The organism is Pelagibacterium xiamenense, assembly GCF_021166475.1.
GTDB classification, from domain to species: Bacteria; Pseudomonadota; Alphaproteobacteria; order Rhizobiales; family Devosiaceae; genus Pelagibacterium; species Pelagibacterium xiamenense.
Genome location: NZ_JAJOYS010000001.1, coordinates 130847 through 146793, shown reverse-complemented (window position 1 = coordinate 146793; position 15947 = coordinate 130847). Strand labels below are relative to the sequence as shown.

General features: G+C 64.1%; 15 protein-coding genes and 1 tRNA gene. 9 read left to right on the top strand and 7 right to left on the bottom strand.

The genetic code is table 11. The annotated features are described in order from the left end of the window. Positions 1 to 120: 120 nt before the first annotated feature. The 3 genes from LSG43_RS00745 to LSG43_RS00735 form a co-directional block, all read right to left on the bottom strand. Positions 121 to 2703, bottom strand: coding sequence for a DNA translocase FtsK (locus tag LSG43_RS00745; RefSeq protein ID WP_231800385.1), 2583 nt, complete (start codon positions 2701 to 2703; stop codon positions 121 to 123). Positions 2704 to 3031: 328 nt separating this feature from the next. Further along, the gene (locus tag LSG43_RS00740; RefSeq protein ID WP_231800384.1) at positions 3032 to 4402 is read right to left on the bottom strand and encodes an ammonium transporter family protein; all 1371 of its coding nucleotides are present in this window, start codon (positions 4400 to 4402) and stop codon (positions 3032 to 3034) included. 29 nt (positions 4403 to 4431) lie between these two features. Beyond that, positions 4432 to 4770 (bottom strand): P-II family nitrogen regulator, encoded by a 339-nt coding sequence (locus LSG43_RS00735; protein WP_231800383.1) that lies wholly within the window; start codon positions 4768 to 4770, stop codon positions 4432 to 4434. A gap of 326 nt (positions 4771 to 5096) precedes the next feature. Here LSG43_RS00735 and LSG43_RS00730 point away from each other — a divergent pair, with 326 nt between their 5' ends. After that, entirely contained in the window at positions 5097 to 6329 is a 1233-nt protein-coding gene (locus LSG43_RS00730) for an FAD-dependent monooxygenase (protein WP_231800382.1), read from the top strand. Between the two features lie 27 nt (positions 6330 to 6356). Here the strand turns inward: LSG43_RS00730 and LSG43_RS00725 are convergent, their stop codons facing one another. The 3 genes from LSG43_RS00725 to trxA are packed head-to-tail and all read right to left on the bottom strand — an operon-like array spanning position 6357 to position 8211. Beyond that, positions 6357 to 6569: a Trm112 family protein gene (locus LSG43_RS00725; RefSeq protein WP_231800381.1), complete on the bottom strand. Its 213-nt coding sequence runs from the start codon at positions 6567 to 6569 to the stop codon at positions 6357 to 6359. Between the two features lie 5 nt (positions 6570 to 6574). Then, the gene (locus LSG43_RS00720; protein WP_231800380.1) at positions 6575 to 7237 is read right to left on the bottom strand and encodes an LON peptidase substrate-binding domain-containing protein; all 663 of its coding nucleotides are present in this window, start codon (positions 7235 to 7237) and stop codon (positions 6575 to 6577) included. 38 nt (positions 7238 to 7275) lie between these two features. Further along, entirely contained in the window at positions 7276 to 8211 is a 936-nt protein-coding gene (trxA, locus tag LSG43_RS00715) for a thioredoxin (RefSeq protein WP_231800379.1), read from the bottom strand. 215 nt (positions 8212 to 8426) lie between these two features. Between trxA and LSG43_RS00710 the strand changes: the two genes are divergently transcribed. The 7 genes from LSG43_RS00710 (at position 8427) to LSG43_RS00680 (ending at position 14100) form a co-directional block, all read left to right on the top strand. Then, positions 8427 to 8501, top strand: a tRNA-Gly gene (locus LSG43_RS00710). A 309-nt stretch (positions 8502 to 8810) separates the two neighbouring features. Further along, positions 8811 to 9230, top strand: a complete 420-nt coding sequence (locus LSG43_RS00705) for a c-type cytochrome (protein WP_231800378.1) — start codon at positions 8811 to 8813, stop codon at positions 9228 to 9230. 486 nt (positions 9231 to 9716) lie between these two features. Further along, on the top strand, positions 9717 to 10508 hold the full coding sequence (locus LSG43_RS00700; RefSeq protein ID WP_231800377.1) for a cytochrome c oxidase subunit II: 792 nt from the start codon (positions 9717 to 9719) through the stop codon (positions 10506 to 10508). Positions 10509 to 10543: 35 nt separating this feature from the next. Continuing rightward, entirely contained in the window at positions 10544 to 12313 is a 1770-nt protein-coding gene (locus LSG43_RS00695) for a cytochrome c oxidase subunit I (RefSeq protein ID WP_231800376.1), read from the top strand. After that, entirely contained in the window at positions 12310 to 13023 is a 714-nt protein-coding gene (locus tag LSG43_RS00690; protein WP_231800375.1) for a cytochrome c oxidase subunit 3, read from the top strand. The genes LSG43_RS00695 and LSG43_RS00690 overlap by 4 nt, the downstream gene beginning before the upstream one ends. 1 nt (position 13024) lies before the next feature. Then, positions 13025 to 13741, top strand: coding sequence for a heme-copper oxidase subunit III family protein (locus LSG43_RS00685; protein WP_231800374.1), 717 nt, complete (start codon positions 13025 to 13027; stop codon positions 13739 to 13741). Between the two features lie 5 nt (positions 13742 to 13746). Then, positions 13747 to 14100 (top strand): cytochrome C oxidase subunit IV family protein, encoded by a 354-nt coding sequence (locus tag LSG43_RS00680; RefSeq protein ID WP_231800373.1) that lies wholly within the window; start codon positions 13747 to 13749, stop codon positions 14098 to 14100. Positions 14101 to 14122: 22 nt separating this feature from the next. Here the strand turns inward: LSG43_RS00680 and LSG43_RS00675 are convergent, their stop codons facing one another. Then, a complete protein-coding gene (locus LSG43_RS00675) occupies positions 14123 to 14953 on the bottom strand; it encodes a DUF2189 domain-containing protein (RefSeq protein ID WP_231800372.1) in 831 nt (276 codons plus the stop codon). A 247-nt stretch (positions 14954 to 15200) separates the two neighbouring features. Between LSG43_RS00675 and LSG43_RS00670 the strand changes: the two genes are divergently transcribed. Next, positions 15201 to 15941, top strand: coding sequence for a sulfite exporter TauE/SafE family protein (locus tag LSG43_RS00670; protein ID WP_231800371.1), 741 nt, complete (start codon positions 15201 to 15203; stop codon positions 15939 to 15941). Positions 15942 to 15947: the final 6 nt, after the last annotated feature.

Genomic DNA, 15947 nt, shown 5'->3' with positions numbered 1-15947 from the left:
ACCCCTTGGCCTGGGGCTATTGAGCAAATACGGCAACAGGAAGGTTACCCGGTTGCCCGGCGATGACAATGGTTTGATCGCCGGCTAACGCGGTCGCCCGGGTGGCGGTTCCGCGCCGGCTCAGTAGCCGTCCGCGTTGTCGCCCACGAGCACCTCGCGTTTGCCCGCGTGGTTGGCCGGGGAAATGATGCCTTCGTGCTCCATGCGCTCGATGAGTGTTGCGGCCTTGTTGTAGCCAACCGAAAGCCGGCGCTGGATGTAGCTGGTGGAGGCCTTCTTGTCGGAGAGGACGATATTGACGGCCTTGTCGTAAAGCTCGTCGCCCGAGCCGGCGAACTGGCCGTCCTCGTCGAGCGCGTTGCCGTCGCCCTCGTCTTCGGTCGTGATCGATTCGAGGTATTCGGGGGTGCCCTGGCTCTTGAGGTGCGAGACGATCGATTCGACCTCGCCGTCGTCAACGAACGCGCCGTGCAGGCGTTTGATGCGGCCGCCGCCGGCCATATAGAGCATGTCGCCGTTGCCCAGAAGCTGTTCGGCACCCTGCTCGCCCAGGATGGTGCGGCTGTCGATCTTGGAAGTCACCTGGAAGGAGACGCGGGTGGGGAAGTTGGCCTTGACCGTGCCGGTGATGACGTCGACCGAGGGGCGCTGGGTGGCCATGATGAGGTGGATGCCGGCGGCGCGGGCCATCTGCGCGAGGCGCTGGATGGCGCCTTCGATGTCCTTGCCCGCGACCATCATCAGATCGGCCATCTCGTCGACGATGACGACGATATAGGGGAGCGGTTCGAGGTCGAATTCCTCGCTCTCGAAGATCGCCTCGCCGGTTTCGCGGTCGAACCCGGTCTGGACGGTGCGGGTGATGACCTCGCCCTTCTTCTGCGCCTCGCTGACGCGCTGGTTGAAGCCGTCGATGTTGCGCACGCCGACCTTCGACATCTTCTTGTAGCGGTCCTCCATCTCGCGGACGGCCCATTTCAAGGCCACGACGGCCTTTTGCGGGTCGGTGACGACGGGCGTCAGGAGGTGCGGGATGCCGTCATAGACCGAGAGCTCGAGCATCTTGGGGTCGATCATGATGAGCCGGCATTCTTCGGGCGACATCTTGTAAAGCAGCGAGAGGATCATGGTGTTGATCCCCACCGACTTGCCCGACCCGGTGGTGCCCGCGATGAGCAGATGCGGCATGCGCGCGAGATCGACGATGATCGGTTCGCCGCCGATGGTTTTCCCGAGGCAGATCGGGAGCTTGGCCTTGGCCTTCTCGTAATCCACCGAATCGAGAAGCTCGCGCAGGAAGACGGTCTCGCGGGTGGTGTTGGGCAGTTCGATGCCGATGGCGTTGCGGCCGGGAACGACGGCGACGCGGGCGGCAATGGCGCTCATCGAGCGGGCAATATCGTCGGCAAGCGAGATGACGCGGGACGATTTGATGCCGGGGGCCGGTTCGAGCTCGTAAAGCGTGACGACCGGGCCGGGGCGGACGTTGATGATGTCGCCCTTGACGCCGAAATCCTCCAGAACGCCTTCGAGGCGCTTGGCGTTTTCCTCGAGCGCTTCGGGGCGGTGTTCGGGATTGAGCTGGTTGGCCTTGGGGGCCGCGAGAAGATCGAGCGGGGGCAGCTCGAACCCGTCATCGGCGAGGAACGAGCTCTGCGCCTCGCGCATGGTGCGGCGCGAGGGCGCCGGGCGCGGCGCGGGGGCGGCGACGCGCGGGGAGGCGGAGTTCTGCTCGACGATCAGGCGTGCGATGTCGTCGTCGGTATCTGTGCCGCGCCGGGCCGGAGCCGGTTCGTAGTCGGTATAATCGGGCTCGTCCTGCTCGTCCCAATCCGAGGCGCCCGCGTCAAGGCTCGGTTCCCGACGGGCTTCGGGGGCAGGGACGGAGCGGTCGAGCTGGGGCTCGAAATCGGTGGTCTGCCATTGGCGCACGGGCAGGTCAGGCTCCTTGCGGCGCGCCATCATGCGTTTGGCGAAGCCCAGCAGCGTATACCCCCAATGGGCAAGGTAACCGATGGCGATGGCGAACGGGCCGTCGCTGTCGTCATCGCTTTGTTCGGGCTCGGGCGGGTGCGCGGCCTGCTCGCGGCTGGCGCGGGGCTTTTGCGCGGCGCGGGGGACGGGCAGCGAATCGTGGGTGCGCGCGGGGCGGGCCGAGAGCCAGATGAGCGCGAGCGTCGGGGGCAGGAGAATGAGGGCATAGAGGATCGCGCCCCAGCCTTGGGGCGGGCTGCCGAGGACGAGCGCATAGAGCGCGGAAAAGCCGGTGCCGGCGAAGCCGCCGAGCCCAAGGGGCAGCGGCCAGCTCTGGGGTGCGGGAAATCCGGAGAGAACGCCGGTGGCGAGCACGGTACCGAATATCCAGCCGGTGACGCGCAGGCCCAGGAAATTGGGCACGTGGCGTCCGATGAGCGAAAAGGCCCAGACGATGGGCGGAATGACGAGGACGGGCGCGGCGAGGCCGACGAGCTGGAAGACGATGTCGGCGATGGCCGCGCCGGTAAAGCCGAGCCAGTTTTCCGCCGGTTTGTCGGTGGCGTAGGAGAAGCTCGGGTCATCGACGTGCCAGGAAGCGAGCGAGGCCAGGATAAGCGCGCACACGGCCAGAAGCACGATCCCGATCAGGCGCACGGGAATAGCGATCCGCAGCGTTGCGCTGGTGCCGTGGGTGTCGTCCAGATGCGGGGAAGGGTGCAAACTCATCGAAATGCCGGCTCGTTACGCAAATACTTCAAGGGGCGCGTTCCCGAACCGGAAAGACCGGTGCCGTTTACGCAAAAAGCGCTCCCGAGCCGGAGCCTAAGCCCGCATGGTTAATCTAGGATTAGCGGGCGGATGAAAATTCCAGGCAACAAAAAACCCCGCCTTGGGGCGGGGCCTTCTGAATGTCTCCCAGAGGGGATGCAGCCCATATCGGTTTTGCGAGTGGGAAGGCCTCAAGATGTGGGGTCAAGAGGGATATGGGCTGCATGCCGCCTGGGAGAGGCGGGCGCGGCGAACCGCGCCCTCCGTGCTTGGCGATCCCGTGGGATCAGAACTCGGGGTAGGCCTCGACGCCGACTTCGGCCTTGTCGAGACCCAGCGCCTCGTCGTCCTCGGAGGGACGCAGGCCGGTCGTGGCCTTGAGGATGGCCCAGACGACCAGGCTCACAACGAAGACGAAGATGCCCACGATGACGATCGAGATCAGCTGGTTGATATAGCTGCCGTCCGGATTGGTCAGCGGCACGATGAGCGTGCCCCAGATACCGGCGAGGAGGTGGACGGGAATGGCGCCCACGACGTCGTCGATCTTGAGCCGGTCGAGCAGCGGCACGGCGAAGACCACGATCACGCCGCCGACGGCGCCGATGATCGAGGCGGTGCCGAGGCCCGGCGTCAGCGGTTCGGCCGTGATCGAGACAAGACCGGCAAGCGCGCCGTTGAGGACGAAGGTCAGGTCGACCTTCTTGTAGATGATCGCCGTCAGGATCAGCGCGGCGACCGCACCGCCGGCAGCGGCGGCGTTGGTGTTGGCCATGATGCGGCCGACGTCGGCAACGTCACCCACCGACCCCATGGCGAGCTGGGAGGCGCCGTTGAAGCCGAACCAGCCCATCCAGAGGATGAAGGCGCCAAGGGTTGCGAGCGGCATGGACGAGCCGGGCATGGCGTTGACCGTGCCGTCGGCATTGTACTTGCCGTTGCGGGCGCCCAGAAGGATGGCGCCAGCGAGCGCGGCCCAGCCGCCGACCGAGTGAACCACCGTCGAACCCGCGAAGTCGAGGAAGCCGAACTGGCTGTCGAGGAAGCCGCCGCCCCACTTCCAGGAGGCCTGGATGGGGTAGATGAAGGCGGTCAGAACGAAGGTGAAGATCAGGAACGGCAGGATCTTGATGCGTTCGGCCAGCGTGCCCGAGACGATCGAGGCGGTGGTGGCGCAGAACATCACCTGGAAGAAGAAGTCCGAGCTGGTCGCCGCGTAGGAGAAATCGTCCGCGCCGTCCGCGGTGATGCCAACGGCTTCGAGAATGCCGATGCCGAAGGCCCCGAGGAAGCCGCCGGTCTCGTCGGCGCCGATGGACCAGTTGCCCAGCGGGTACATGAGGTTGTAGCCGACAATGTAATAGGCAATCGCCGCGATGGAGAAGAGCGAGATGTTCTTCAAAAGCTGCATCGAGACGTTCTTGGTGCGGACGAGGCCGGCTTCGAGCATCGCAAAGCCCGCAGCCATCCACATGACCAGGACGCCGCCGAAGATCATCAGGAACGAGTTGAGAATGAAGACGACGTCGGCGGAGACGCCTTCGGAGACCGTTTCCACGACCTCTTCGGCCGCAGCTTCCTGGCCGAACGCCGGCAATGCGAGCAGCAGGGACGCAAGCGCCGCCGTGCCGAGAAGTTTCGTTGTTCTATGAGTCATAATCTTTCCCCTAAGTGAGCGCCAGGCGTTCAAAGCGCGTCCGTACCGGTTTCGCCGGTGCGGATGCGGATCGCCTGTTCGAGATCGAGGATGAAAATCTTGCCATCGCCGATCCGGCCGGTCTGGGCAGCGTCCTTGATCGCGCTGGCGACCGCGTCGACCTGGGCGGCGTCCACGGCGATCTCAACCTTCAGTTTGGGCAGGAAGTGAACGGCGTATTCGGTCCCGCGATAGATCTCGGAATGGCCCTTCTGGCGCCCGTACCCCTTGACTTCGGTCACGGTCATTCCGTGTACGTCGAGCGAATTGAGAGCCTGACGCACTTCCTCGAGCCGTGACGGCTTTATGATTGCAGTAAGCAGTTTCATGGGTGCTCCTTTCCGATTCCGCACCTGACACGGCTCATCTGGACTCAAAAGCCGTGCCAAACTGTCCGAAATCGTTTCAAGTCGTTGAAAAACAACGCATATGTCGGAGGGGGTGAAACGTGCCCCAGTCCTGACACATTCTTGAATGCACAAAAAATGTGCACAAAAATTCCCATCTTTAACAAGAGGTGAACAAATTTGCAGCGCTGGGACCGCGCAAGCGGATGACAAGCCTGCGGCCAAATGCGGCTTGCCCGGTGGGGAACGCGGGTGCACTCTTGGCGCTTACCGAGCATCTGGATCGAACGCGGCGAGGCGCTGACGACATGGCTGAGAAAACGGCACAAGCCTCCGGGACGGGTCACGACGTCATCATTGTCGGCGGCGGTCCGGTGGGATTGACGCTCGCGGTGGCGCTCGCGCGCTCGGTGCCGGGGATCGATGTCGCGCTCGTCGACCGCCGGCCGCTTTCGGTGCCCAAGGATGCGCGCGCATCCGCGATCGCCGCGGGCGTGCGGCGGGTGTTCGAGGCAATCGGCGTCTGGCCGGGGATGGCGGACGCGGCAAACCCGATTCGCGCCATGAAGATCACCGATTCGGGGGCTGGCGACATCGCGCGGCCTTTGTTCTTGAGCTTCGCGGGCGAGGTCGGACCGGGCGAGGCCTTTGCGCATATGGTCCCCAACACCGCGAGCGCGAAAGCGCTGCTCGATGCCGCCGAGGGCCAGGTGGCGCTTTATGCGCCCGCCGGGATCGCGGGGTTTACCGGGCATGGCGGGCGCGCGAAGGTGACGCTGGAGGATGGGCGCATTCTGACCGCACCGCTGGCGGTGGCTGCGGACGGGGGCAATTCGGCGCTGCGCGGCATGGCGAAGATCGACGTCTTCGCGCACGACTACAAACAGTCCGGCATAGTAACGACCATCGGGCACGAATTGCCGCATGAGGATACGGCTTACGAACACTTCCGGCCGACCGGTCCGTTTGCCTCGCTGCCGCTCAAGGGCAATTTTTCCTCACTCGTCTGGACAGAGACTCCCGAACGCGCGCGGACGCTCGTGGAGATGGACAAGGCTGCGCTGGCCGGGGAAATCGAGGCGGTGATGGGGGCGAGCCTGGGGGCGGTCGAGGTGGCCGACGCGGTGCAGGCCTTCCCGCTGGGGCTCAAACTGGCGCGCCGGTTCGCGGGCGATCGGATCGCCTTGATCGGGGATGCGGCGCATGTCATCCACCCGATTGCCGGGCAAGGGCTCAATCTGGGATTGAAGGACGTCGCGGCGCTGGCCGAGGTGCTGGTCGATGCCATGCGGCTGGGGGAAGACCACGGCGCGGCAGACGTTCTGGCGCGCTACGAACGGCTGCGGCGGTTCGATACCGCGCTGATGGCGGGGATGACCGACGGGCTCAACCGGCTCTTTTCCAACGATCTGGCGCCGGTGCGCGCGCTGCGGGACTTCGGGCTTTCCATGGTGGACCGGTTCGGGCCGGTCAAGCAGGGGCTGATCCGGCACGCGGCAGGGGCCGACGGGGCGAAGCTCCTGCGGGGGGTTGCGCTTTAAGGGCTGTCCTCGCAACAGGCCCGGCGCTTACCGCAGCCGGTCGATTTCGTCCTCTTCGACGACCCGTGCCGCGTCTTCGACCAGCAAGGGCACGCCCTTGACGATGGGAAAGGCGCGGCGGGCGACGATTGAGATGAGTTCGGTCTTGTCTTGGGAAAAGACCAGCCGGGTCTTGGTGATCGGGCAGACAAGCATCTCGAGCGTTCTGGGGTCGAGCTCGTGGCGCGGGTCGCTCGGCATGGGACCTATTGCAGCACGGCGCCCTGCCGGGCGCGGGCCATCTCCATTTCAGCGAGCGCGATAAGCGTTTCGGCCCGCTCGAACTGCGTGGGGGCCTCCAAAAGCGCCTGCTTTTCCTTGGCGCCATAGGGGCTGAGCATGGCGCCGAGATTGACCAGTTGGCCGGTATCGGTCTGTTCGACTTCTTCCCAATCCACATCGATGCCTGAAAATTCGGCATATTCACGCAAGACCGCAAGGAGCCGTGCCCGGTCGATTCGGTCGACGCCGAGCTCGGGGGTGAAGTCGTTGTCGTAGCGGGCGGTGGAGATCCTGGCCTGACGGTACGGCGTCGCGGTGGTTACCTCCTCGACGAGGTCGAAGCGGCTGACGCCCTCAAGAACGACGAAGTAGCGGTTTTCCTCCTGCTCCTCGAAATGAACGATGCGGCCGATACAGCCGACCTCTTCGATGCCGACGGGGCCGCGGGGGGCTTCCTCGTTCGTCCGTTCAGTGGGCTGGATGAGCCCGATCAGCCGGTTGCCGGCAAGCGCGTCGTCGATCATTTCGACAAAGCGCGGCTCAAAGATGTTGAGCGGCCGCTGCGCGCCGGGCAGCAGAAGCGCCTTGGAGAGCGGAAAGAGCGCCAGAAGCTCGGGCAGATCGGATGTCGAGTGCGGGCGGCGCATGAAATGTCCTTGTTTGGGCCGGTCCAAGCCTGGCCAGTTTAGCGGAAAAGCAGCGCCGAGAGGAGACGGCGGCCCTTCATTGTTGCCTGGTCCTTGGGTCCCCAGGCCTCGAACAGCTCAAGAAGCTTGAGCCGCGCACCATCTTCGCGCCATTCGCGGTCGCGGCGCATGATTTCGATCAGCGCCTGGGCGGCCTCGAGTTTTTCGCCGCGTGCGTTATGGATCATGGCGAGATCGAACCGGGCCGCGTGGTCGTCCGGGTCGCCGGCGAGCCGGGTCTTGAGCGCTTCGGGATCGCCAAGCTTTTCGGCCTCCTCGGCCAGGGCGATGGCCCTTGCGAGCGCTTCGCCGTCGGCGTTGCTTGCGTCCTCGGGCAGCATGGCGAGGGTCTGTTTGGCGGCCTCGAGATCGCCGGTTTTGAACTGGACCGTCGCAACGCCGACGAGTGCGGGCTGGCTGTCTGGGACGTGCTGGAGGACGAGCGCGTAGATCTGGTAGGCGCGCTCGTAATCCTCGGCTTCAAGCGCCTGCCGCGCCCCCTCGAGCGCAGCTTCGATCTGGCTTTCGCCCTCGGACTGGTTCTTGACCCCGGCGCGCGCGGCGCCGTCGATGAGCTTCTGGCAGAACTTCGCGATTTCGGATTCGGCTATGGCGCCCATGAAACCGTCGACAGGCCGGCCGCCGACGAAGCCGAAGACCGTCGGGATCGACTGGACACCAAGCTGACCGGCGAGCGCCTGGTTCTCGTCGACATTGATCTTGACGAGCTTGACCTTGCCCTGAAGCGCCGTCACGACGCGCTCGAGCGCCGGGGTGAGGGTCTTGCACGGGCCGCACCAGGGCGCCCAGAAATCGACAAGAACAGGTGTGGTACGCGAAGCGTCGATCACGTCGGCCTGAAAGTTCGCCGTCGAGGAGTCGACGATCAGCGCACCCTGGGCGCCGGTGGCGTTCGCGTTCATCGTGAGGTCCATGATCCGCCTGTCCTTTTGTTGCGCGGGCGCGCCGGGAGTTTCGTCAGACCCTTTACACCATGGGCGCGGGGTCTGCAAAGCAGCGCGGAACCGGGGTTGTTAACCGAAGACTCGGTAGCGCTTAAAAACGCGCAAAATATGGGTTGCAATTGATCGCCCGGTTGGGCATATAGGCGCGCATCGCGTCGCTGCCAAGGGACGCGGCGATATGGAGTGCGGGCGTAGCTCAGGGGTAGAGCACAACCTTGCCAAGGTTGGGGTCGTGAGTTCGAATCTCATCGCCCGCTCCAATTTTCCGGGACACGTGATCTCGGTGCAAAGGGTCCGCAAGGGCCCTTTTTGTTTGCGCGCGATTCGGGTCCGGATCGGAGCCGATAGCCAGACGGCCCATAACCGCGTACACTGATCCATAAAAGCACCCCCTTCGCAATGCCGCGGCAGTGCGCGCGGGATCGAAGGCCGGGGCTTGGGCGTTTGATTGGGCGATGCGAGGCAGGCGATGGCGCCGCGTTATTCGTGCAGGCGCTTCCCGTCGGTAACGACGGGCGCCCAAAGGTCCTCGTTTGCGTCGTGAACGCGTTCAAAGGAGGAGGAAAGCTATGCATATTGACTGGAAAGCGCGCGTCGGGGCGATCGGGCTGGGCGTGATGATGCTGGCGCCGGGCGCGGCGGCGGGCCAGGAGGTTTCCGGCGACCCGGCCGCGGGCGAGCAGGTTTTCACGCGGTGCATGGCCTGCCATCGGGTCGGGCCGGGCGCGGTCAACACGGTCGGGCCGGCGCTCAACGGTGTGGTGAACCAGCCCGCGGGCAGTGTTGAGGGTTTCAACTATTCGGACGCGATGAAGAATTCGGGTGTCACATGGGATGTCGAGGCGCTGATGGCCTTCCTTGAAGCGCCGCAGCAATTCCTGCCGGGCACCCGCATGGCGTTCCCAGGGCTGCCCGAGGAAGCGGACCGGGCGAACGTCATTGCCTATCTCGCCCAGTTCGACGAAGAGGGCAATCCGGCCGCGCAATAGGCTGAACTTCGCGCACATCAGAAAGACGGCAGGGCGATCCGATCGCCCTGACGAACCGGCACGGGCTGTGCCGGGTGGCGTTTCGTGCGCAGCGAACATCCGGGTTGCCGGCGCGGAGGGTTCAGTTGACACCCAGCCAAACCAATGAGATTATTTGCGTATTCCAAGTCGTCTTCAATACCAGCAAAGTCGGGTTGAAGGTGTGAGGGGTATTCCTGTCGCATAGGCTCTTGGAGCCTGGAAACAAAAGCGGCAGACTTACTTACGTATATGCATACCCGACAGCGCCGGGATATTTGCGCTACGTTTAGAATTGCGTCGAGTCTGTTCCAAGCATTCAGGTCGCCGGGAGGGGTGATGCGCGGAGCGTGGCCATGCATACGACCACATCGCCATTTGAGGGTATGACCCGGCCAGGATTTCACCTCGCAAGAGGGCTGGTTCTGGCGTGCGATGTTCTCTCTCCGGAAGGAAGGTGAGGGCACGATGGTTGTTGCGTGGGTGATGGTTGCCGTTGTGGTGGGATCGATCGCGTTCCACCTTTTAAGCCCGTGGTGGTTTCCGCCGCTGGCCTCGAACTGGGGCTATATCGACGATACGACGATCCTCACCTTCTGGATCACGGGGATCGTTTTTGCCGCAGTGGTTCTGTTCATGGCCTACTGCCTTTTCCGCTTCCGGCATCGGGACGGGAATACCGCGCGTTACGAGCCAGAGAACAAACGGCTCGAGACGTGGCTCGTGACGCTGACGGCGGCGGGCGTCATCGCCATGCTGACGCCGGGGCTGTTCGTCTGGGCGCAGTTTGTCTCGGTGCCCGAGGATGCCATGGAGATCGAGGTCATCGGCCAGCAATGGCTCTGGAACTACAGGTTGCCCGGGGAGGACGGACAGCTTGGGCGCGCGGACAACCGGTTCGTCAATTTCGACAATCCCCTGGGCATCGATCCGGAAGACCCCGCGGGGCAGGACGACTACATGATCATCGGCGGGGAGCTGGTTCTGCCCGTGGATGCGCCGGTGCGGTTCGGGCTGCGCTCGGTCGATGTGCTGCACAATTTCTACGTGCCCGAGATCCGCGCCAAGATGGACATGATCCCCGGCTCGGTAACCTATTTCTGGGCAACGCTCACACAAGAGGGAAGCTACGAGATCCTGTGCGCGGAACTTTGCGGCACGGGGCATTCGTATATGCGCGGTGGGTTCCGCGCCGTCACGCAGGACGAATACGACCAATGGCTGGGCACGCAGATGACGTTCGCGGAATTTGCGTCGTGACTGGGCCCCGGGGAGGGGCCGTGAGGAGGAGGTAAATGGCGGATATTCCCCATGATGCGAGCGCTTCGGCCCCGCCGGCCGAGCTCGGGGAAATGGAACTTTATCACCCCAGGAGCTGGTGGACGAAATACGTCTTTTCCCAAGACGCCAAGGTCATCGCGATCCAATATGCGGTCACCGCGTTCGGGATCGGGTTCGTGGCGCTGGTGCTTTCGTGGCTGATCCGGCTGCAATTGGGGTTTCCCGGCACGTTCAATTTCATCAGCCCTGAAGCCTACTACCAGTTCATCACCATGCACGGGATGATCATGGTGGTTTATCTCTTGACGGCGCTGTTTCTGGGCGGGTTCGGAAATTATCTCATCCCGCTGATGGTAGGCGCGCGGGACATGGTGTTCCCCTATGCCAATATGCTCAGCTACTGGATCTATCTCGTGGCGGTGCTGGTGCTGGTTGCGAGCTTTTTCGTGCCGGGCGGTCCGACGGGGGCGGGGTGGACGCTCTATCCGCCGCAGGCGATCATGTCCAACACGCCCGGGCAGCAGGGCGGCATCATCCTGATGCTGGTGTCGCTGGCGCTTTTCATCATCGGGTTCACGATGGGCGGGCTCAACTATACCGTGACCGTCCTGCAGGCGCGCACGCGGGGGATGACGCTGATGCGCATGCCCTTGACCGTCTGGGGGATTTTCGTTGCCACCGTGATGGCGCTCCTGGCGTTCCCGGCGCTCTTTGTCGCGGCGGTCATGATGTTGTTCGACAAGCTTTTGGGCACGAGCTTCTTCATGCCCACGCTCGTCGAGTTCGGTCAGCAATTGAGCTATGGCGGGGGCAGCCCGATCCTCTTTCAGCACCTTTTCTGGTTCTTCGGGCACCCGGAGGTCTATATCGTCGCGCTGCCGGCGTTCGGGATCGTCTCGGACCTCATTGCGACGCACGCGCGGCGCAACATCTTCGGATATCGGATGATGGTGTGGGCCATCGTCATCATCGGGGCGCTGAGTTTCATCGTTTGGGCGCACCACATGTATGTGAGCGGGATGAACCCCTATTTCGGGTTCTTCTTTGCCACGACGACGCTCATCATCGCGGTTCCGACGGCGATCAAGGTCTATAACTGGGTGCTGACGCTCTGGCGCGGGGACATCCACTTCACGACCCCCATGCTGTTCGCGCTGGGGTTCATCGTCACCTTCGTCAATGGCGGGCTTTCGGGGCTGTTCCTGGGCAATGTGGTGATCGACGTGCCCCTCTCGGACACGATGTTCGTGGTCGCGCACTTCCACATGGTGATGGGGGTGGCGCCGATCATGGTGATCTTCGGGGCGATCTATCACTGGTATCCCAAGGTCACCGGGCGGATGCTCTCGGAAGGGCTGGGCAAGTTCCACTTCTGGGTGACGTTCGTGGGCGCCTATCTCATCTTCTTCCCCATGCACTATGTCGGGCTGACCGGCGCGCCGCGGCGGTATTTCGAGACCACCGACATCGCGGTGGTGCCCGACTCGGCGATGGCGCTCAACGCGTTCATTTCGGTGATGGCGTTCATCGTGGGGTTCGCGCAGCTCGTTTTCATCTTCAATCTCGTCTGGAGCCTCAAGAACGGCAAGCACGCGGGCGGCAATCCGTGGCGGGCGACCTCGCTCGAATGGCAGACGCCCAAGACCCCGCCCGAGCACGGGAACTGGGGCAAGGAGCTGCCGGTCGTTTACCGCTGGGCGTACGACTATTCGGTGCCCGGCGCGCCTGAGGATTTCATTGCGCAGAACCAGCCGGCGGTCGCGGGGCGGGAGGCGTCGACATGATCGCCATCCTCGCCTTTCTCACGGTCGTTGCGCTTCTGGTGCTCTGGTGGATTTCGCGCCAGGGGCTGATGGTCAAGCCGTGGCTTGAAACCGACAGCGTGGCGACGCTGGGCGGGGCGGACCAACCGCGCCTGCCGCCGGCGCAGATCGGGCTGGGCATTTTTCTTGCGGTCGTGGGGTCGCTGTTTGCGCTCCTGATTTCCGCCTATGTGCTGCGGGCGCAGCTGGGAGACTGGCGAGGCTTTCCGCTGCCGGGGATCGTCTGGGCCAATTCGCTGCCGCTTCTGGCCGCGAGCCTGGCGCTCGAATGGGCGCGTGTCCGCGCGCGGCACGGCGACATTATGCTCGCACAGGCGGGGGTTATCGGCGGCATGGGCGCGGCGGCGGTCTTTATCGCCGGGCAGCTCTGGGCGTGGACCATCCTGACGGCGAACGGGTATGCGATCACCTCGGGGCCGGCGGGGAGCTTTTTTTACCTGATGACGGCGGCGCACGGGCTGCACGTGATCGGCGGTATCGTCGCGCTGGCGCGTCCGATTGCGAAGATCCGGCGCGCGGACGATGTGGCGGCGATCCGGCTGAGCATCGATCTGGCGGCGACCTACTGGCTCTTCATGCTGCTGGTCTGGGTCGTGCTGCTGCTCGTGCTTTCGGGCTGGGCGGCGGCGTTTCTTGCCCTTTGCGGGCGTATCATAGCGGGGAGTGGGTGACATGAGCGAAACGACCACCAACAGGCCGCAGCCCACGCTCGAGCCGGGGTTCAGGGGCGCCGTCAGGGATTGGGCGTCAGATCAGCGCTCGTTCAAGACGGCGTCGTGGGGCAAGGCGATGATGTGGATCTTCCTTGTCTCCGATACCTTCGTCTTCGGGTCGTTCCTCATTGGCTACATGACGGCGCGGATGTCGACAACGACGCCGTGGCCCAATCCGTCCGAGGTGTTCGCGCTCGAGATCGCCGGCGCGCACGTGCCGCTGCTCCTGATCGCGATCATGACCTTCGTCCTGATCACCTCGAGCGGCACGATGGCGATGGCGGTCAATTTCGCCTATGCGCGGGACAAGGTGAAAACCACGGTGCTCCTGCTCATCACCGCGCTCTTTGGCGCGACCTTCGTCGGCATGCAGGCGTTCGAATGGACGAAGCTCATCGAAGAGGGCGTGCGCCCCTGGGGCAACCCCTTCGGCGCCGAGCAGTTCGGCGCCAGCTTCTTCATGATCACCGGGTTCCACGGCACGCACGTCACGATCGGGGTGATCTTTTTGCTGATCATGGCGCGCAAGGTCTGGCGGGGGGATTTCGACACCGGCCGGGCAGGCTTTTTCACGGCGCGCAAGGGCCGCTACGAGATGATCGAGATCATGGGCCTTTACTGGCACTTCGTCGATCTGGTCTGGGTCTTCATCTTTGCATTCTTCTACCTATGGTGAGAGCAATGGCACACGCTGAAGCACATTTGGACAGACCGGGCCACGAGGATGCCCACGCCGAGGGCCAGCAGCACCCGATCCGGCTCTACATCACCGTCTGGGTGTGGCTCTTCATTCTCAGCGCCGGGTCCTACATGGTCGACCTCCTGCACTTCCAGGGCCTTCTGCGCTGGGGACTGGTGGGGACCCTGATGATGCTCAAGGCCGGGCTGATCGTCGCGGTCTTCATGCACGTGGCGTGGGAGCGCCTGGCGCTCACCTACGTCATTCTCGTGCCGCCCCTGGTGCTTCTGGTCTTCGTTGCCATCATGGCGCTCGAGGGCAGCTACACCGAGTGGATGCGGCTCGTCTTCATGTAGGTTCGACCGGCGCCCGCTTGTCCTATCCCGGCTGGCGCGTCCGGACAGGCGTGTCGGGCGGCGGAACGATCATCTTGCGGTAGAGGTGCCATGAGGCGTGCCCGAGCGCGGGCATGATGATGACGAGCCCGAGAAACAGCGTCGCCATGCCAATGGCGATGAGAACCGCGATGATGAACCCCCAGACCAGAACGGGCCATGTGTTGACCGAGGTGGCCCGGATCGAGGTTTCGATTGCGGTGCGCGCGCCGACGTGACGGTCGAGCATCAGGGGGAAGCTCACGACGGAAATCGAGAGCACCGCCAGCGCGAAGGCCGCGCCCACGAGGTTGCCCACGACGATCAGCGTCCAGCCTTCGCCGGTTGTGAAGATTTCCGAAAGCATCGCTGTGAATGAAGCCGGGGGTTCGGCACCGAGCAGGCCGGTAAAGAGGAGTTGCGCGGCGATCAGCCAGGCGATGAAGACAATGCACAAGAGCCCGCCGACCGCCAGCATGGCAGGGAACGCAGGCGAACGCAGCGCCCCCAAGCCGTATTTCCAGGACGTATCGAGCCCGAGTTCGGCGCGGCGGCTGATCTCGTAAAAAATCAGCGCCACGAACGGGCCGATGAGCGCGAAACCCGAGGCCAGCGGGTAGAGCAGCGGCAGGACGTTCTGGCCCGAAACCCAGAGCGCGATCACAATGATCACGACCGGATAGATCATTGCGGCGAAGGCGTAATGCGAGGGGTGCTCCCAAAAATCCTCGAAGCCGTGCCGCAGGGCGTCGATGACGTCGGCAACGGTGATGTCGCGGATTTTCAGATTGGCGGCGTCTTCGCCGATGGCAGTCGATGCATGAAGCTGGGCCAAAATCGTTCCTCCCTGACGTGCACGAGGCCGTCGGACGCGGGAACTACCAGGGCAGCCGGCCCGGCGTTGCAACCGCGGCCTATCGGAGATCAGCATAACCCGATTTGGGCCGTTCCCGCCAGTCATGGGCGTCGCCGGGCCGATCCCGCCCAAGGTGCGATTGCCCTTTTGCCGCCGATGGGCTAGCAAACATTTTAGCGCCCGCCCGGGCGGCCTTCCGTCGTTTTCCCAGCGCATGGATCTGGACATGGATTTCGCCACGCTTGCCATCGTGTTCGCCGCCATCGGCGCGGGATCGATCTCCAAGGGCGCGACGGGCATGGGCATGCCGTTGATCGCGATTCCGTTTCTCGCCTCGGTCTTCGGGCTCCAGCACGCGGTCGCGGTGCTGGTGGTTCCGACGCTCGTCACCAATCTCTGGCAGATCTGGCACTTCCGCGCCTACCGCCGCGATCCGCGCATGCGGTTCCTGCTGCCCATGCTGCCCGCGGTGGTCGTCGGGGTCGCCATCGGCACCTGGCTCCTCGACAGTGTGCCCGAGCGCGGGCTTACGCTGGCGCTCGGATTGCTGCTTGTGGGCTATGTCATCTTCCGCCTCGCGCGCCCGAGTTTCATCGTCGAGGGACGGGGCGCGTATTACGGCGCGTACCCGGCGGGGCTCGGGGCCGGCGTGCTACACGGCGCGACGGGGATATCCGCGCCCATCGGCGTCACCTTCATCCACGCCATGCGTTTCGAGCGCGGCCCGCATGTCTATGCAGTTTCCGCGATGTTCCTGGTGCTCGTGTGCACGCAGGGGCCGGCGCTCTGGGTGGCGGGGATCATGCAGCCCGAATGGGTCCTGCAGGGGACGCTGGCGCTGGTGCCGATCGCCGTTTGCATGCCGATCGGGCAGTGGCTGGCCTCGAAACTGAGCGCGCGGGCGTTCGACCGGTTGATCCTCGCGTTTCTGGGGGTGATCGGGCTCAAGATGGCGGTTGGGCTTTAACGAACC